Annotated in this window: 22 protein-coding genes, 1 tRNA gene and 3 pseudogenes; 9 read left to right on the top strand and 17 right to left on the bottom strand. The window is 43.0% G+C overall.

The annotated features are described in order from the left end of the window. Nucleotides 1-106: 106 nt before the first annotated feature. From BAZ21_RS15375 to BAZ21_RS30115, 5 genes and pseudogenes are all read right to left on the bottom strand, one after another. A pseudogene (locus BAZ21_RS15375) lies at nt 107-968 on the bottom strand (DEAD/DEAH box helicase family protein); the annotation flags it as partial. A gap of 36 nt (nt 969-1,004) precedes the next feature. Next, entirely contained in the window at nt 1,005-2,282 is a 1,278-nt protein-coding gene (locus BAZ21_RS30070; protein WP_068502325.1) for a terminase small subunit, read from the bottom strand. 141 nt (nt 2,283-2,423) lie between these two features. Next, nucleotides 2,424-2,903 (bottom strand): hypothetical protein, encoded by a 480-nt coding sequence (locus tag BAZ21_RS15365; protein WP_141694982.1) that lies wholly within the window; start codon nt 2,901-2,903, stop codon nt 2,424-2,426. A gap of 140 nt (nt 2,904-3,043) precedes the next feature. Continuing rightward, nucleotides 3,044-3,331 (bottom strand): hypothetical protein, encoded by a 288-nt coding sequence (locus BAZ21_RS15360; protein ID WP_305953038.1) that lies wholly within the window; start codon nt 3,329-3,331, stop codon nt 3,044-3,046. Nucleotides 3,332-3,461: 130 nt separating this feature from the next. Continuing rightward, a pseudogene (locus BAZ21_RS30115) lies at nt 3,462-4,067 on the bottom strand (hypothetical protein). 139 nt (nt 4,068-4,206) lie between these two features. Here BAZ21_RS30115 and BAZ21_RS15350 point away from each other — a divergent pair. Beyond that, nucleotides 4,207-4,905 (top strand): hypothetical protein, encoded by a 699-nt coding sequence (locus tag BAZ21_RS15350; protein ID WP_068502320.1) that lies wholly within the window; start codon nt 4,207-4,209, stop codon nt 4,903-4,905. A 261-nt stretch (nt 4,906-5,166) separates the two neighbouring features. Here BAZ21_RS15350 and BAZ21_RS29680 read toward each other — a convergent pair. Next, nucleotides 5,167-5,828: pseudogene (locus BAZ21_RS29680) on the bottom strand (RNA-guided endonuclease InsQ/TnpB family protein); the annotation flags it as partial. On the opposite strand from BAZ21_RS29680, the gene BAZ21_RS30240 reads away from it, so the two are divergent. Then, nucleotides 5,825-6,034 (top strand): hypothetical protein, encoded by a 210-nt coding sequence (locus BAZ21_RS30240; RefSeq protein WP_084011670.1) that lies wholly within the window; start codon nt 5,825-5,827, stop codon nt 6,032-6,034. The pseudogene BAZ21_RS29680 and the gene BAZ21_RS30240 overlap by 4 nt on opposite strands. A gap of 135 nt (nt 6,035-6,169) precedes the next feature. After that, nucleotides 6,170-6,913, top strand: a complete 744-nt coding sequence (locus tag BAZ21_RS15345; RefSeq protein WP_084011668.1) for a site-specific integrase — start codon at nt 6,170-6,172, stop codon at nt 6,911-6,913. 77 nt (nt 6,914-6,990) lie between these two features. Here BAZ21_RS15345 and BAZ21_RS15340 read toward each other — a convergent pair. Continuing rightward, a tRNA-Leu gene (locus tag BAZ21_RS15340) sits at nt 6,991-7,076 on the bottom strand. Between the two features lie 237 nt (nt 7,077-7,313). On the opposite strand from BAZ21_RS15340, the gene BAZ21_RS15335 reads away from it, so the two are divergent. Both BAZ21_RS15335 and BAZ21_RS15330 read left to right on the top strand, forming a co-directional pair. Then, nucleotides 7,314-7,472, top strand: coding sequence for an asparagine synthase (locus tag BAZ21_RS15335; RefSeq protein WP_068502316.1), 159 nt, complete (start codon nt 7,314-7,316; stop codon nt 7,470-7,472). 148 nt (nt 7,473-7,620) lie between these two features. Beyond that, on the top strand, nt 7,621-7,812 hold the full coding sequence (locus BAZ21_RS15330) for a hypothetical protein (protein WP_068502314.1): 192 nt from the start codon (nt 7,621-7,623) through the stop codon (nt 7,810-7,812). Between the two features lie 68 nt (nt 7,813-7,880). Here BAZ21_RS15330 and BAZ21_RS29025 read toward each other — a convergent pair whose 3' ends face one another. The 3 genes from BAZ21_RS29025 to BAZ21_RS15320 all read right to left on the bottom strand — a co-directional run bounded on the left by BAZ21_RS29025 (nt 7,881) and on the right by BAZ21_RS15320 (nt 8,683). After that, on the bottom strand, nt 7,881-8,033 hold the full coding sequence (locus tag BAZ21_RS29025; RefSeq protein ID WP_007431132.1) for a hypothetical protein: 153 nt from the start codon (nt 8,031-8,033) through the stop codon (nt 7,881-7,883). Between the two features lie 95 nt (nt 8,034-8,128). Next, complete coding sequence (locus tag BAZ21_RS15325) at nt 8,129-8,455, bottom strand: YnfA family protein (protein WP_068502349.1); 327 nt, start codon at nt 8,453-8,455, stop codon at nt 8,129-8,131. 45 nt (nt 8,456-8,500) lie between these two features. Next, nucleotides 8,501-8,683: a hypothetical protein gene (locus BAZ21_RS15320; RefSeq protein WP_068502312.1), complete on the bottom strand. Its 183-nt coding sequence runs from the start codon at nt 8,681-8,683 to the stop codon at nt 8,501-8,503. A 675-nt stretch (nt 8,684-9,358) separates the two neighbouring features. Here BAZ21_RS15320 and BAZ21_RS15310 point away from each other — a divergent pair. Beyond that, the gene (locus BAZ21_RS15310; protein WP_068502303.1) at nt 9,359-10,390 is read left to right on the top strand and encodes a glycosyl hydrolase; all 1,032 of its coding nucleotides are present in this window, start codon (nt 9,359-9,361) and stop codon (nt 10,388-10,390) included. Between the two features lie 73 nt (nt 10,391-10,463). Here the strand turns inward: BAZ21_RS15310 and BAZ21_RS15305 are convergent, their stop codons facing one another. The 6 genes from BAZ21_RS15305 to BAZ21_RS15280 form a co-directional block, all read right to left on the bottom strand. Beyond that, nucleotides 10,464-10,679: a hypothetical protein gene (locus tag BAZ21_RS15305; protein ID WP_007431136.1), complete on the bottom strand. Its 216-nt coding sequence runs from the start codon at nt 10,677-10,679 to the stop codon at nt 10,464-10,466. 187 nt (nt 10,680-10,866) lie between these two features. After that, nucleotides 10,867-11,967 carry a glycerol dehydrogenase gene (locus BAZ21_RS15300; RefSeq protein WP_068502300.1) on the bottom strand — a complete coding sequence of 367 codons (1,101 nt, stop codon included), beginning with the start codon at nt 11,965-11,967 and terminating at the stop codon, nt 10,867-10,869. Nucleotides 11,968-12,100: 133 nt separating this feature from the next. Continuing rightward, nucleotides 12,101-12,649 (bottom strand): GNAT family N-acetyltransferase, encoded by a 549-nt coding sequence (locus BAZ21_RS15295; RefSeq protein ID WP_068502295.1) that lies wholly within the window; start codon nt 12,647-12,649, stop codon nt 12,101-12,103. A 205-nt stretch (nt 12,650-12,854) separates the two neighbouring features. Further along, nucleotides 12,855-13,841: a ketoacyl-ACP synthase III gene (locus BAZ21_RS15290; RefSeq protein WP_068502293.1), complete on the bottom strand. Its 987-nt coding sequence runs from the start codon at nt 13,839-13,841 to the stop codon at nt 12,855-12,857. Between the two features lie 32 nt (nt 13,842-13,873). After that, complete coding sequence (locus tag BAZ21_RS15285; protein WP_068502291.1) at nt 13,874-14,224, bottom strand: hypothetical protein; 351 nt, start codon at nt 14,222-14,224, stop codon at nt 13,874-13,876. A 200-nt stretch (nt 14,225-14,424) separates the two neighbouring features. Further along, on the bottom strand, nt 14,425-15,066 hold the full coding sequence (locus BAZ21_RS15280) for a cell wall hydrolase (RefSeq protein ID WP_068502288.1): 642 nt from the start codon (nt 15,064-15,066) through the stop codon (nt 14,425-14,427). 437 nt (nt 15,067-15,503) lie between these two features. Here BAZ21_RS15280 and BAZ21_RS15275 point away from each other — a divergent pair, with 437 nt between their 5' ends. Both BAZ21_RS15275 and BAZ21_RS15270 read left to right on the top strand, forming a co-directional pair. Then, nucleotides 15,504-16,169, top strand: a complete 666-nt coding sequence (locus tag BAZ21_RS15275) for a cupin domain-containing protein (RefSeq protein ID WP_068502286.1) — start codon at nt 15,504-15,506, stop codon at nt 16,167-16,169. Nucleotides 16,170-16,277: 108 nt separating this feature from the next. After that, nucleotides 16,278-16,508: a hypothetical protein gene (locus tag BAZ21_RS15270; RefSeq protein WP_068502285.1), complete on the top strand. Its 231-nt coding sequence runs from the start codon at nt 16,278-16,280 to the stop codon at nt 16,506-16,508. A 198-nt stretch (nt 16,509-16,706) separates the two neighbouring features. On the opposite strand, the gene BAZ21_RS29675 is transcribed toward BAZ21_RS15270, so the two are convergent. Continuing rightward, a complete protein-coding gene (locus BAZ21_RS29675; protein ID WP_256021231.1) occupies nt 16,707-16,829 on the bottom strand; it encodes a hypothetical protein in 123 nt (40 codons plus the stop codon). A 191-nt stretch (nt 16,830-17,020) separates the two neighbouring features. Between BAZ21_RS29675 and BAZ21_RS15265 the strand changes: the two genes are divergently transcribed. Next, entirely contained in the window at nt 17,021-17,287 is a 267-nt protein-coding gene (locus tag BAZ21_RS15265) for a DUF2642 domain-containing protein (protein ID WP_068502283.1), read from the top strand. The last annotated feature ends 17 nt before the right edge of the window (nt 17,288-17,304 follow it).

Below are 17,304 nucleotides of genomic sequence, written 5' to 3'. Positions count from 1 at the left end.
TTTCTTGAACTCTGCTGTAAAGGTACGTCGTTGTTTAGGCATGTAGATGATCCGCTCCTTATGAAGATATGTTTATTCTACAAGCCCTTATTTTTGTTGTCCAACTAAGTGTAGCCGATCCAGTTACCATTGTGTCTTTCTTGAAGTGATGGTGTTCCCCTACAATCCTTGGGCCTATACCAGCAAACATTGAGGTTTCATCGTCACCAAACCGTGCAACGTCCACGCCTATAGTTAGCATGTCTCCGACAGGTTCCAGCTTCACTTCTTTAGCTGCGAATTCAGCTACTTCCAACGAAATAAATGTATCCGATTCACCTCGTGGAAATTCTCCTTCAACTCGTACCCGCCATACATCACTGCCTTCACCATACTTCCGCTTGAGCATGGCGATATTATCTTTACTGGTTCTTGGACTGTCTAAGCAGGATACCTTACGTGTTATATAATCAGCTCTGTCCTTATTGTGTGAATCATAAAAACACCCGACGTTTTTGTCGGGTTGCCGCACATCAGTATTTTGTTGAACTCGCCAGACAACGTACCTAAAATGGCCTCCATGATTGGATCGGCAACACCTGAAGCTTCATCTACAATGAAAAGCATATAGTCTTCATGGAATCCTTGCATATTCTCCGGCTTAGTAGCGGTCCGAGCTGTAGCGAACCAGCGTTCCTCGTAATTTTTTATATAGATTTTGGTCTTAGTCCATTTCAGGATTCGTTTTAATACCGGACTTTTAGACTGCCATTTATTAATTTCAGCCCATAATACGTCATGTAACTGCTGTCTTGTAGGAGCTGTACAAATCACTTTAGGATAAGGGAAGCAAGACAGGAACCATAATGCAGTTACCGCTTCTAATCCTGTTTTTCCCACACCCTGACCTGAACGAACTGAAACACGAGGATTATTGGCTAAATCCATAAGGTGCTTGCCTGCCAATCGTCAGGATAGAATTTAAGCATCTCTTGACAGAGAACAATATGGGATTCTTGCGGTACTCAGGAATCCGTTTCTTGAATGCTTGAAGCCTCCGCTTCGTCTCCGGCGAATTCTTCATCACCTACCACCGCCTCTACCCAATCATCAATAAGCTCATCTTCTGCGTCACCTTCGCCCGTGACCTTCGACTTTTCAAGCTCCAGTTTCTCACGCTGCATTTTGATTCTTTCGTCTTCGATCCTTCGTTTATGTTTATCCGGTAACAAATCCATGTATTTAGTAAGCACGTCCAATGCCTTGGTTTTGTCGTGTAACTTAACACTGACTCCATCCTTACCCTGCTTGACTTCTGAAACTAGCGTTCCATCAATTTCATCACTGTTCTTAAAAGAGACATAATTGGATCTGTACTTCTTCGTTTCTCCAGTCTCTGAATCAAAGACCGGTTCTCCTTCCAATCCAAGAACATCCTCTTCCTTCTGACCAAATTCTACGTAATCCGTAATGTCTGCAAACGCGATCTTCATGTACTCCATTAGAACGCGTTGGGCATTCAAACCTACCTCGTCTATCATGGATTCCTTAAGCTGCCGAATAATGTTTTGAATTTCAACTTTCTTCAACAGAGCGAAACCAATCTGGTAGGCAGTTTTCTTGCTGTATCCCGCCGCAATGGCTGACCTCGTAGCATTGAAGTCTCTAAGATACTCATAAGTGAAAATCCTCTGCTTAGGGGTTAATCCATCCTCATCAGGAATTTCAGGTTCTTCAACAACCACTGGAGCGCTCTGTACTTTTTTAGAACGTTCCATATTACCGGAGCGTTCCGGTACCTGTTTCGGAGCATTCCGTATTTCTAAAGTAGTAACTTTTAATTCTTTAGAGAGCGCATCAACTGTAAGCAGGGTAGCATATACTTCCCTCGGCTTATCACCTTGATATGTACCAACGAGTTTGCGTCGCTCCATTTCATCAATTAGTCGGGCTGCTCTGCTATAACCTATCCTCATTCTTCGCTGCAATAAAGAAACCGAAGCTTGTTTGGCCTCGGCTACAATTTGAACAGCTTTTAGAAAAAGCTCATCCGAATATGCTGTTGAGTCTTCATCTTCATTTGAAGTTTCGTTATTTTGATCCGTCCCATTTTTATTAGAACGTTCCGTATGTTCCGTTTCATTCCCGAGCATGTTCTCCCACTTATCTTTAGCCTTCCATCCTCTTACCGTACCTTCAGATACATTAAGTTGAGAGGCTATATCTGTGAGACGTATGTTGCCGGAACTGACTTTGTATAAATCGAATGCTTCGTCCCGTTTTGGGTCTCTCTTTCGTCCCATATCTTATTGTTCACCCCCTTTTCTTAATGTAACTGAAGCTAAGGAAAAGTTCCCTGAACAAAAATAAGAAGCCTCTAAGTTCAGCGGCCTCTTATTTTACGTTATTTTATGAATTCAATATATCACTCTTCTGATTCGTTATTACTGCGGCATTATCATGATATAAACTTCAGCAACTTCGTTTAAGTTTTTGTCTAAAATACCAACAGAGCCAACTAGGGAATCGCGCTCAGTGAGGGGAGCTTTTAATGCTGTCACTTCTCCTCCTATACCGATTGAAAAATAACCCTCACCACCAAGATTATAATACTTGTAACCATATGCATAAGGTAGTTGATAAGTTTGTCCGACTTTTAGTGTAATCGTGTAAATAGGGTATTTAGCGAATACTTCTTTTTGAGGAGCGGGAGTCGAACTGGACGCAGCAGATGCATTTACTACACCAGCACTTAAAGATAAGAGCAAAACCATTGAGGCAGCCAATAATAGTTTTTTCATATCATCATCTCCTTTTGAAAATATTGTAATATGCTTATCCATTCTATACAATATATTTATTTTTAAATAAAAATAATCAAAAAATTCAAATCTTCTATTATCTGTATTTGTGGTTGTTGTCATACTTTTCAACCGTGCCTTTGCTTATTCCCAGCATAAAACACTGCCGTTCTTATCCTTAATTCACTCGAATGAATGAGGCGTCTATAACAAGCACCTTTTTTTGACGTATTGCGGAGTTGAACCGCTGTTCCCTGTTTACGTCACAAACCCGACCGGAGTCGGGAAGGCATTACAGAAGTTCTGCTGCGAGCTGCTTGAGCACTGGCGGCGTAACAAATGAGCTGACCGTCAGACTTGTTGCCCTTAACGTATGCTTTGTCTTCACGGGCATAGTAGACAACGCCCTGACCTTCGACGACTGGGTAGCCGCTCTCATCATCGGTCAGCGAGGTCTCTACGTGCTTGCCGTGTTGCTTGGCGTGCTCCTCATCATGCAAGTGCAGAATACCGTCAGAGCTGAGAAATGCGAAACGTGGTTGTGTAGACATAATTGTTGTTCCTCCTAATGGCTTTAATTTGTTCCTGAATAAAGTGTAATCCTTTCTAATACGTGCCTACTACGGATTTACCTTGCTCTCCATAACAAATAAAGACCGTAAAGGCTTAAGCCCTTACGGTCTAATTTACTTCTGGCATCCTGAGTCCGATTTCGCCTTCCTTGTTTCGTCCCCGACCATAGTCGATAGTGACAAAATCCAATGTCCGGTTGATCTTTAGACTTTTGCTATGTTTGCAATAGCCCTACGCCGCTTATCTGTAAAGGTCGTCGCTGAAATACCTGGTATGTCTTTACGATATCCTTTTTCCATGTACTGTTTGAGCTTTGAGGTATTTCGTTCCATCCAGAAACAGCAGCTTTACTATCAATTCCTCGTGCTTATCGCGTAAATTGTTTATTGCAAATTTGATGTTATTCGTAAAGAATTGATAGAATTTATAATTCACATGGCGCTGGTCTTTTAGTAGAACGGCATTCGCTTTCACATCTGCTGTCAATTCTTGTCCCGAAACTCGCTTGGCAACCGATCCTTCCGTCGAAAGCAAATCATACGCAGCCATACCGTTCTCCAACAGCTGGAGTGAATATTCATAGTTTTTTATTGCACCGACTAGATCAGTATATTTGTTCAGCAATCACTTGGTTTTTCTGATATCGTCCTTTTGGATATCGTCGAAAAAGTTTACCTGAATAATTTTGTTATTGTCTTCAATATCTTCTTTCATTTGCGTTATTCCATTTCTTGTCATCGGTGGAATCACCCCAATTAGATATTTATATGTTAATTGAGTTAATTAGACGAAACCCAAATTTCATAATATCGTAGTTATGAATAGAAAAATATTACATTAGGATGTGGACATTGTGACCCAAAACTCAACTGTTGATTCATTCACCAATACTAAGAAATTAGAAGAACATTTTAATTCTCTCTCTACTATGAAGATCATGGTCAATGATCGAAAAGCACTTCTTACTTTAAGCGGAGCAATGGCCTTATTTATTTTAGTGCTAATTATAATAAGCATTTTATTTTTTATGAAAGTTAGTGGATGGTGGCCTGCGGCAATCAGCATTTTAGGTTTATTATTAACACTTTCACTTCTAATACTCTCTATTGGGTTGTCTCATTTATCCGCTATAAAGGAATATCCTGAATTTGCACCACTTATAACAAAACAAAAAATTAGATTAAGTTACGATGCTAATTTTCTGTTTGCATATAAATGCCATGAGATAAAAATGAAGCTTAAGTCTTTAGATTTTGAAGATACAGATATTGATAGTTTAGTTGAGTACTTCTCAATGAAAAGTACTAACATTAAGAACAAACGTTGGTGGCCTATAACTCTATCTTGCTTGATATTATTCCCTTTATGGAGCGAGTTTGTAGGAAGCCAAATTTCAAAGGGCTGGCAGATGATTCTCTTGTTGATATTTTTTGCATTTGCATTAATTTACGTTGTATTTGTTCTTCAATCTTTTTTAAAGGACATTTTACTTGCAAAAGCCACCAAATATGATGAGCTTATAAATATATTAAAGACCATAAAAATGCTTTAGTACTGATCAGAGGTTTCTATTCAGATGTAAGGGAAACTTCTGTTTTCGTCTACATCTTTGTTTTTAATTGTCCCCTAACGTGGTTTGATTTATCTGTCATTGTTGTTCCGTTGCCAAGAGATTGTACAAACCTGCACAAGTCTTGTTTGCTTCCTGCTTCGACGTGCCCGCTTTTGCGTAGCTACTCGCGTTTGGTATAACACTCCACAGGCGTAAATTCGGATGCAACGAATCCTACACATTGGCGAAAACATGCAAGTGTCAGAGCGCCAATTTCGATAGATTGATAGTCGCGTTTAAGTCGCGATCCAGCTTTAATCCGCATTGGCATTCATAGGTACGTTCAGACAATTTAAGGTCTTTCTTGATCTGACCGCAGCATGAATCACAATTTAGATGAGGGGAACCACTTATCGGCTTGAAAGAATTTCGCACCGATCTTTTCACACTTATATTCCATTTGCCGAACGAACTCATGCAACTTCTGACCTGCAATCGCTTTACTCATGTGACGGTTCTTCATCATTCCACTCACATTCAAGTCTTCCATTACAACGACGCTCAGCTTGGTTTTTGCTATGGCGCTTGTCGCTTGGTGAATGTGGTTGGTACGATATTCGTTATTCTCCGGTGAAGCAAACGAATCAACTTTTTAACTTTTAGAATGTTGCATGTCTTGGCAAAACGGTTTTCTCCTTGTTCATTTCGTATTTTTGAGAAGACTTGCGCTATAATCGGCGTAAGCGTTTCTCCGTCTTTCTTACGGCGACAGACTTATTGATGTTTTTAAATACTATTCCGTTGCTGCATACCGCCAGATCTTTAATGCCAACGTCAATGCCAATGATCTCGCTCGTTAATTCTTGTTGCTCTTGTTCTTGTTCGAATCCAACAGATACATACCAATACTTGCCGTCAAATGAGTGGCAATTACATTTCACCGTCTAAGCTCACATTCAAGGACATCTACGAGAACGAATGGAAGCCCAAAGACGCCGAACCAAGACTAAAGCGGACGACGTATCTATCACATTGCTCTAAAATTGACCATCATGTTTTGCCGGCTATCGGGCATTTGCGACTGGATGAGATCACCACAATGAGACTAGTGACCTTATTCAACGACTGACGGAAGCCTGGTGCGCGTGTTGATACCCGCGGCGGAAAAGAAACCATTAAATCTCGCACGATTCAATACATTTATGATGTGACCATGAGCATTTTTAAGCGAGCGGTGGAATGAGGCGTCCTAAGCAAAAACCCACTGGAAGGTATCCAGCGTCCTCAGATCAGTAAAGAGGATAAGAAGACGCGAAAAGATCGAAAGAACTATTTTGAGGAAGAAGAAGCTACCGAGGTCATTGATACGTTAATACAGAGCAATTCGGTTTGGAGACTCTATTTTCTCGGAGCAATAATTGGAGGTTTCAGACGCGGGGAACTGATTGCTTTAGACGAAGATGATTGCGACTTTGTAAATAATCGGTTGCGTATCGACGAAAACATTTCGCACACCGAAAATGGACAGGCAGACATAACCGGCACAAAAAATGAAGCCTCCGATGACTACGTGGATATGCCTAAATGGTATATGGATGAACTAGCCGCCCATGTCAAAGCTATGCGTAAATTACGGCTTGAGGCAAAGGCGATGGGAGCGTGGCAAGGTGGGGATCGTAACTTCGTTTTCCACTCCGGGACGGGGAAGCCTTATTATCACACAACGCTATCCCAAAGATGGAAAGACTGGTGTGAGCGGAACGGATTCCGCAATGTTTCCCTCCATGGACTCCGCCACACGAACGCAACCTATTTGCTGGGGCAGGGTGCATCAATCAAGGAAATTCAACATCGACTGCGACACTCCACTTCTCAGGTGACCACAGATACCTATGCGCACGTCACCAAGAAGCTCAGCCGCAAAACGACAACTCACCTTGACGTCTTCGATCCAAAAGTTCGTCCCCAATCCGTCCCCAAAAGCGAAAAAGGTACTCAATCCCTGTGATATGGACGCTATGATCTCAATTCCTAAAAAAACGAAAAAACCCTTGAGTATCAAGGGTTTCGTACAAAAAACTAGGATGCCGAGGACCGGGATCGAACCGGTACGGTAGTCACCTACCGCAGGATTTTAAGTCCTGTGCGTCTGCCAATTCCGCCACCCCGGCATGCATTTAGGAACGTTATTTTTACACTTACTTGTCTTACAAGTATCAGAGGAACATTCAACTTTTGTTCTCATTTTGTAAATACCGTTCAATTGGTCACCAACATATAATACGACAATTTCATCACATTGTAAAGTGTTTTTTTCAAAATTAATAAAATAATCTGTTTGAATAACTTTAGCTCATTTGAATTACACTAATAAACGTCTTTCCAAACTACCAGAAGGGGTGTTACGAATGCGTGAAGGTATGATTCCAGCTGTTCTCGGAACGGTAGTATCGGCTTCAGGCGCTGCGTTGCTAAGCAGTAGGTACAAACTTGCAGCTACAGGCATTCTCGGTTTCGGACTGGCTCATGTTGTTCTGGGAGCGATTGATCTGATGGGGCGTCGCTAGTTGTTTGGGAAGTGCCGGGCGGGATTCAATTCCTCCCCGGTTTTATTTTTACCAACTGGAGCTTAAGCGTTTATGTAAAGTGTAGCATCTGAATATATACCTGAGGATTTTGCAAAATACTGACCTAAAAAGGAGCTTGTGATGCGCTATGAGAGAAAATAACTCCGAAGAAAAGAAGCGTACTGACGATCAAATCAAGCATACACAATCCCTGGACAAGCGCGAGCCGGGATTTAATCGTATTCCTGACGCCGATGCCGATACACCTGCTGCTACCGACATGATTGATGAAGCCGTAGGCCATGGAATCGATAAGCTGCGGAACGATTTTACAAAATAAAGCATAGGAAACCAGACCTAGTGATCCACATATAATTGAGTCTGCGTATATACAGTGATTTCGCAAAATCACTTGAAAATAAGCATAATCCAGCCAATAATCGAAATCCACAACATAGTGCTTATGACAAGCCCACACACAATACCTACAGAGAAATTACCTTCAGTCTTCGGCAAAGCTTTTCCTAGTTTCAATCTAAGCTTCATTTGATTCCAGTTCATAGAACCCCCTCCTTAAGTTCTATTTCGGAATATGAAGCTTAGTTTTGTAGATCAATAGTCATGTTTTATAAAATAAAAAAGGGTTTTTTGTCCTATCATCCTGAGCGAGGAAGAAGTATGACAGCAATACCAACCAAACAAATCAATCCACCAATAATATCGTACATATCAGGTGTCTTTTTATCAATCCACCAGCCCCATGCAATAGAAAGAACAATAAAGACACCTCCATATGCTGCATACACACGCCCAAAGGATGAGAAAACCTGAAAGGTTGCAATGATCCCATACACAGCCAAAATCACTCCGCCGCAAAGTCCGACATACCATGTCTTCCCTTCACGCAGCCATTGCCAAATCAAATATCCTCCTCCAATTTCTGCGATGCCAGCCAGAATAAAAAGCAACGCTGCCTTTAACACCATCTCATCTCCTTCATTTTGCTCATCTATTCGATTGATTTTGAATTAGAGCAACCGACTTAAAATAATAATCAACGCAATCACCCCAACCAGAATAAGCAGGTTACTGACCTGACGCCATAAACCAGAGACTCCCTCAGAGTGAAGCTTGTGCTGATTCACATCAAAGTTTGCTTTGGCTCCTTCAGCATCTACAGGCGTAGAAAACGGTCTGTTAGCTTCATTCATGTGCACGACCTCCTAATCAGTATCATCTTCATGATACCAAATTTCACCTCTGATTTCGCGTTGATTATGCGCCTGCAATTATCGTTTGCTGCTTACTGCATATTCCCACTGTGTCTTCATATTTATGAAGTGTACAACCACGTGTCGATATTTCACTGAATATAAAGTACGATGGCGAATTAGGGCAGAGTGGGTATTTAGACGCCTTTCATTGCAGGACGGTAGTTATGGTATAATTTAGTCAACTTGTTCAAGAACGTAATCAGAGTATGACTACTTCCCCAACACTGATGGATTTACATCCAAGAATTCGCATCCCGGTTACAAACCTGCATATTCTGATTGTAATTCCGAAGGAGGATACCGATGTCACCACTCTTTTTAGCTACTATAATGTTAATGGGTCTGTTGTTATTTCAGTCAGCCATCGTTCTGGGCATTGTACATTGGGTTTCCAAGCACACTCGTCGTCCAGCACAAACCAAAATGTATCTTACACTGGGTTTGCTCGTTTTGATAGTAGGCTTCATTGTATGGGAAAACTGGATATATTCACAGGAGTTCAATGGTTGGACAATGATTTGTCTGCTAGTGATCATGATTAGCGCATGCATACAGCTTAGAAAACAAAAAGGAAAAGGCTAGTCACATAACATGCATCAAAGGAGGAGCGCCATGAAATCTCACTCAATACGCTTTTGGTTACAGAGGGTGCTACTGCTAATGCTTGTTTTACTTTTTAGCGGCTCTCAGCAATCGTTTATCATAGCTGATGCCGCCCCACCTGTTAATGCTGAAGCCTCAGCTGAAGCAAAGCAGCTACTTGCCTACCTTTCCAATGTGCCTGCGGGTATGCTGATCTCCGGGCAGCACGATTACTTGGAGGCACCAGATGAACAAAATAACAAGCTTCAACAAATCAGTGGCCAATACGCAGGGCTGCACGGCTATGAGTTTGGAGGATTGGCCAATCAGTCCCGTACTGCCTTGCGAGAACAGCGGCAGCGTGTTGTGGACAGCGCTATTCGATGGAGTGAGGACGGCGGGATCGTAGCTATCACCTTTCATCAAGCGTTACCGGGTACACCCAAAACATGGAAGAATGTACAAGCTAAAATGACTCAAGCTGAGTTCAATCGTTATATTACGCCAGGCACCCCTCAATATAAACAGCTGATCGCTGATTTGGACGAGGCTGCTCTGTCACTTAAGACCTTGCGAGACGCAGATGTGCCTGTTTTATGGAGACCGTATCATGAAATGAACGGCAACTGGTTTTGGTGGGGGAACAAGCAAAATTACGCCAAGCTGTGGGATCTGATGTATGATCGGTTTGTACGTGTCCATCATCTCGATAACCTGTTGTGGGTATGGAGTCCCAATGCTCCGAACGCATATAGCACCCCCTATAATCGAACCTTTCCAGGCATTCATCGTGTGGATATTCTCGCAGCTGATATCTACAACAATGATTACAAAGCCTCCTACTACACCGAATTGCTAAAGCTTGCGCAGGGCAAGCCTATCGGAATCGGGGAAAGTGATATTTTGCCGAGTGCAAAGGTGTTGCAAAATCAGCCCGCCTGGGCCTATGCCATGACATGGGGAAAGGAACTGTCGGCAGCCAATTCTCAGGCAGCGATCAGACATTTTATGAACCAGAACAATATTATCACACGAGAATTTCTCCATGAGTCCTTCCGCTGAAAGGACAAAAAAGCTTCAACTTCGTTCTATGAGTGAGGTTGAAGCTTTTTTATAATAAAACCCAAATAAGTCCTTAACTATTTCTGATTACTTCTTCCAGATCGATATCGGCATACGCCTCTTCACCAAGATGCACGGATACAATGGTGTAGATCCGCTTGGTCAGTCTTGACATCAGCCGATCACCCGGTACTACAGAATATTCTTCCCGAAAATCCCCAATTTTGTGAAAACCGCTGGACATATGGATGTACAAGTTGCCTCTTCGTGTTTTACCATGTACCAACATCAAATCTCCTCCTGCTGTAACATCCTAATTTCCCTGTTACATGTATATCGGTCAGAACAAGATAGGATATAAGTCCTTGGTACTCTTTACCCGTTTCATATGATTTTGCACTTAAACGAAACGAGCCTGTCAGTGATGTGACAGACCCGTTTTTGTAAAGCTGTTTGCATAAATTACGAAGAATCTATTATTTATAGGATTCTGCTATTGCATTCGTTGCAATGATAGCATTGTACACGTCGTCAGGACTGACTGGAAATGGCATGTTGACCATCGTATCATTGGATGCACAAGCAGTCTCAGCTACTTGACGCCATTCGGCCTCAACAAATTCCTCTACCCCCAAATCACCAAGCGTCAACGGGAGACCTACATCCTTAATCAGCTTAATTACGGTTTCCAGTTCTTCTTTCGGAGCATTTTCCAGCACCAGCTGAGTTAACAGACCAAATGTAACCTTCTCGCCATGCTGTGCTTTGTGGAGCGAAGGAACAGCCGTCATACCATTATGAATAGCGTGTGCTGCTGCCAACCCACCTGATTCCGCACCGACACCACTCAAATAAATGGTCGCTTCGATCGTGTCCTCCACCGCACGAGTATATACTTTACGATCCACGGCACGTTTGGCCTTCACTGCATTTTCCAGCAGCGTTTCATAGCAAAGACGAGCAAGTCCCAGTCCTGTGGTGGAAGGCTTGTTCAAAACCAGGTTGTCCCCGTTGGACTGATAGCAAGCCCGGGCTTCAAAATAAGTCGCTAACGCATCACCGATTCCGGCTGCAAAGAAACGCGCAGGCGCTGCTGCCAGAATGCCCGTATCTGCCAGTACAACGTCCGGGTTAGTAGGCAGGAACAGATATTCATCAAAGGAGCCGTCCTTCTTATAAATAACCGCGAGCGCGGTACAAGGGGCATCTGTAGAAGCTATTGTCGGGAAAATAACGACAGGCAGCTTTTCATAATAAGCGGTTGCCTTGGCAGTATCCAGCGTTTTACCGCCGCCAATCCCTATAATGATGTTTGAGCCATGCTTACGCACCAATTCACGGTTACGCTCAATTTCTTCTTTCGTACACTCATATTGGAATTTCTCGAAAATCGCCTGGTTACCGGCTGCTTGAATAGAAGCACCAGCCTCCTTTTGAGCCCTTTCAAGAATAAACTCATCACAAATAACAAAGGCTTTATCGCCATAATCCTTAATGTAGTCATTTAATGACGAGAGCAGATTTTGACCAGAAATAAATTTTTTGGGTGAAGTAACGGACCTTACAACGTTTTCCATGTAAATTCCTCCTCAACTTTGACTCATGCCGAAACGAAAGCCATTTCAGCATGTGACAATCTAACTATAAACCTCTTTTTACCATATTAGAAGGAGTTTTATGGAATATTTTATGAACAAACTGTGTAGACCATCATCCTTTTACGGCCGCACTCCATTCAGAATACAGGATTCCCATCATGATACGGTCATAGCTATTACCATCACGCAGAACAGCGGCACGAACCCTTCCCTCAAGCTGAAAGCCTGCTTTTTCGTAGGTCCGAATGGCCTGATTGTTGTATTCAATGACATCCAATCCGACCCGGTTCAAATTTAATTCATAAAAGGCATAACGAAGAATGAGACGCACAGCTTCTGCCCCATAACCTTTGCCGCGGTATTCCATATCGCCAATGCCAATTGCAAGCTGCCCGGTTCGATTATTCCACTCAATCCCATGAATAGCAACAAAACCGATCAGGACATCATCGGCTAATGTTCTTAATCGAAAATACACCTCATTAGGGCTTGGAGTCCCTTCTGACTCCATCTGCTTCAATGTGTAAGGGAGTGCCAGATCCGTATCTACATTTCGCAGATACTCTGCATCCTCTCCCCATTTGAACATCACCTCGGCATCCTCTTCTCTCACTGCGGCTAGTTTAATTCGTTCTCCGCAAAATAAATTTTCCATCTTCATACGCGCTTCATCTCCTGTTGTACATTTTGTCCGTTTTTTTCACCATAACTGTCAATCTATTAAATACCCGCAATATAAGCTCCCCTTATGAATTTAATGTTTAAATTTTACAAAATAATCGAACATAACACAATCAAAATATCATAAGCATCCTATTTACAAAATGCTCAAAAAAGACCTTGCGGCCGCAAGGTCTTTCGTATTCTTAATATTTAAACAGCATAGCAACCAGTTGATATCCAGCTCCAATCGTCCAGAACAACACATAATCACCGCGCCGGATGCGACCGGATTCAATGCCTTCATACAAGGCAATGAACGGGCTGCTGGTGCCCGTGTAGCCATAGCGATCACCCACATAGATCATTTGGGCGTCCTCCAGCTGCAAATGGTCCTGGATCTTCAACACATTTGCCAACGAAAACTGAGATAGGCAATAAGCCCGTACATCTTGAGGTGCCAGTCCATTCTTCTTTAAAATACGTTCAAGCAGATCATATGTTGGGGGCAATGCCATATTGGCATCAAACGGAAGCCACTGAATGTATTTTCCGGGTGCATTCCTTTGAAGTGTTGCCGCTAATCCCTGAGCCGGATATAAAATTTTATCTATATTGATCGGGTCTGTAAAGTACATGGAATCTATAAAGCCGGTATCCTCTTCTGTACGCTCCAAAATGGCCGCACACGCAGCATCTCCATAATTCGCATAAGTAATTTCATCCTCGGGACCGGAAATAAGCGAGTTATAATCCGAGCCAATGATAAGCGCTGTCCGCACATCGGAATTAGACAGCATCGCTCGGCTGGCTTGATCAACAGCGACTGTCATACCTGCACAGTTTGCGTTAGAATCCATCACAGCTACGTCATGCCTGGCCCCAATCGCTTGGTGAACAAACAGCGCATTCATCGGGAACAGCGACTCAGGAACTTGGCTGGAGAACACGATCATATCCACATCACGACCTGTCATACCGGCTTGTTCCAGCGCTTTTTGTGCGGCTGCAATTCCCATCGTCAGACCGTTCTCATCCGGATTATCAATGATATAACGTTTTTTTCTGCCCATATGCTCCATAAAGCGTCGAATATCTTTGCCTTGCTCGTCAAAATGGCGAATGTAATACTCGTTATCCAGTGAATGGGACGGATGATAAACACCCAATGCTTTCATCTTAATATGGCTCACCGGCAGTTCCCCCTTGCACTCACCTCGGAGCATTATTTTACAACAATATCAACGTTGTTTAAACCTGCTTCACGTGCTACACGACCGAGCTGCATTTTAATAATTGTTTGTTGAAGGCTGATGTGGAAAACTACTTTGGCAAATCCGGTTTCTTTATAACGCACAAAAGAGCCCTTCAATTTCTCTACTTCTTCCGGGCCCAGCAGTTCCATTTGGGTGCAATCTACCGTAAGAGTAAACACGGATGCCTGAATGCTCGAAGTTTTGGCTGCATAATCTCTTACGAAACTCTCATACTCCTCTTGGCTAAAAACTCCATTCACCGCCATATGTACCGTTTTCATAGCTTGATTCACTTCAATGTTGTAAGGATGTTGACTCATTTTAGCAATACTCCTTTGATTTCAATTTTTTCCCATAAGAATATCGGACTATAAGAATATCGGAAAAATATGTAGATTTTTTAATATTAATCTAAAAAAATCACCACTAATAGTTTACAAATTTGTGAATATACAAAAAAACGCCACTGCTTCTGACTACAGGAGCAGTGGCGGATAACAAGTTATTAGCTTACATTGAATTAATTCGTAAACGTATGCCTGCCGAGCGAAATGACAGCCGGACGGCTTTTACTCCATTTGGCTGTGGCAATGGCCGGATTGTAATAATACAAGGACCCATTCGTCGGATCAGCACCATTCAGTGCTTGTCTTGCCGCACGGTATGCGGTCTGATTTGGCTTGAGACGGTATTGACCATCTTGTACAGCGGTGAACTGACCCGGCTGCAAAATAACGTCCGGAATCGAGCTTGGAAATTCACTGGACTGTACACGGTTTAATACGACAGCGCCAACAGCTACCTGTCCTTCAAATGATTCTCCTCGTGCCTCCGAATAAATGATCCGGGCCAACTGTTCCAAAGCAGTTAAGCGCACCTTGCCGAAGGAATCCAGCTTGGCCCGTGTAGCCGCTCCCGCTACACCGTCAGGCGTCAGGCCATTGTCTCGTTGAAAGCGGGCTACTGCTTTACTGGTCAGAGAACCATAGTACCCAGTAAAACCGGCCTTGAAATAACCGAGCGAATGCAGCTGCTGCTGAAGCTCCAGTACCCGAACGCTCTGAACCCCCTTCTTCAACGCTGATGCTTGCCCCGGTGCGACTGATAAGACAGTGCCCAGCATACACGCGCAGGACAGGATTAAAATAGATCGTTTTTTCATATTCCAGACAACCTCCTCTTTCATGTTCTGTCCGGTACAATCATTCCGGCCTGTACAACTCAGGGGCGTTTATCCGATGATGTTTCTTCTGCCATAGCTTATTTGCCTAGCTGCGGAAAGACGCGTTGCTACATATGGAATCGGACAAAGCTTCTTTCACACGTCCGTTGCAGTATACCACAAGCCGCAATTACGTATCATCCGGCTCTGGTCCTAAGACTACACCAGCCAATAAACGCAAGTTCTAAAGAGCTGAAGCGTAATAGAGGCAATGAACCCCTGTTCTGACCACACTTGAATACGTGACTTTTTTCGCTATTTTCGTCTTCATCTCGCCCGGAACCCAGAATCTTGCCCATGCACACATAGATAGGCAAATACATAAGGTAGCTGTACGATCATCAAATTTGGAATAACAGAAGGGCAGGAAACGGCACGTGAATGCAGATGTGGATTACACCTCTCCCTCCGTACAATTTACCTATAATTTAAGCGACAATGTTTTGTTTCAAAAGGACGCTCAAAATTCGATTAACGAGCTTTCGATCCAACAATTGAATACGTTGGCAAATGTATCGTTGCTGGACATCCGACTCAGTACGGCCAACGTGGTAGAACCTCATTACCATCAAAATGCCACAGAATTGGTATACTGCATCACTGGAGCAGTAACGGTATCGCTGATTAATCCGTTTACCAGCGAGTTGCGACATTTCCCGATTACACCTGGTCAGGTGGCTAACGTCCCTCAGGGATGGTGGCATTATCTCGTTGCTACGATGGACAACACTCATTTGCTAACAATATTTAATGCCCCCATCCCTGAATTCATTCTTGGCTCCGACGTCTTGCGGTTAACGCCAAGTAATATTCTGGCTCATACGTACTGCCTGAATGAGAATAAAATTCAGGAGGCGCTCAGCCCTATTAAAAAGTCTGTCCTCATCGGCCCTCCCAAGGATTGCAAGCAGCCGCTCCGAAAACCGGGCATACATGTGAGACTTGCCGATACTGTGGCACATCAACAGACCAGCCCTGAAAGAAGCTACGCATATACAAGCGAATATCCCGGTTTTTCCTTTAATCCCTATCAGGAGGCTTAACCCTGATCAGACCCTAAGTTGGGATTAAATCCCCCTTTCCTGTATATTCGCCGTTACCATTAGACCCTTCTTCTCATAAAATGCGAATGTACAAGAGGGGGTGATTGAATGGACGCTTACTACAGCTGCATGAAATGTATGAACCAAAAGGTGCGTATTCTAACAATGGACGGAAAACAGTATGTAGGAACGATTATGGATGTCGATCGTAATAACGTGTACTTAAAACCCGAGTCAAAAGGTTGTGTACGAACATCTGGCTTTTATCCTTACTGGGGAGTTAATGAGCAAATCTTAACTTTGAGCCTGTTCACCTTGCTTGCAATTGCATTAATTTAATCCGTGATCCGTGTCATGCCCTGTATGCACATGTCAAGCACCTCATATGACAGCTGTCCAGCCCGGCACAGATTGTGTCAGGGCTTTGTACACTGCGATTTGAGGTGCTTTATTATATAAACCATCCAGCTTATTCTAAAATGATTAAACCCCTCACCGGTTATATAGCGATGAGGGGTTTAACCTACTCATTTCAATTTAGACCCATAAAGACTTGGTGATGATGACCAGAAGAATGAACAATACCAGAATAGCACCTGTTGATGTCCAAGCACCTGGGTATCCGCCGCCGCCGCCATAACCTCTTTCACATTCACTCATGGATAAGTTCCTCCTTTAATTCAGGGTACAACATAGCTTATGTATTGAGTTTCCTTGTGGACCGGGCTTTTTGGCAATGTTGTGACTCTTTCCGTTTATGGGCAGGAGCATATACCCTTTCTAGGCAGAAGCATACACCCTTTCTGGGCAGGAGCATACGATATCATAACTAATCTTAAGGAGTGAAGCAATTGAATTCAAATCAAGCGTTCAGTTACAGCACCAATCAACCTTTTCCCCATCACCTTACCCCTCACCATGTCGTGGTATATCCTGTAGATCCGTGTGTAGTAGAAACATTAAAATCGGTGATCGGCAAATATGTTGTGCTAGAGACAACACGTGGCAGGATTGACGGATGCGTGGTGGACTGTAAGCCTGACCATGTCATTTTAGATATATACGGAAAAAAATACTTTGTTCGAATCAGCGAAATTGTATGGATTATGCCCAGCTAAACGATCAGACAACAAAA

This window comes from Paenibacillus kribbensis, assembly GCF_001705305.1.
GTDB lineage: Bacteria > Bacillota > Bacilli > Paenibacillales > Paenibacillaceae > Paenibacillus > Paenibacillus kribbensis_B.
The sequence above is the reverse complement of the archived record's forward strand: the minus strand, read 5'-3'. Positions and strand labels throughout refer to the sequence as shown.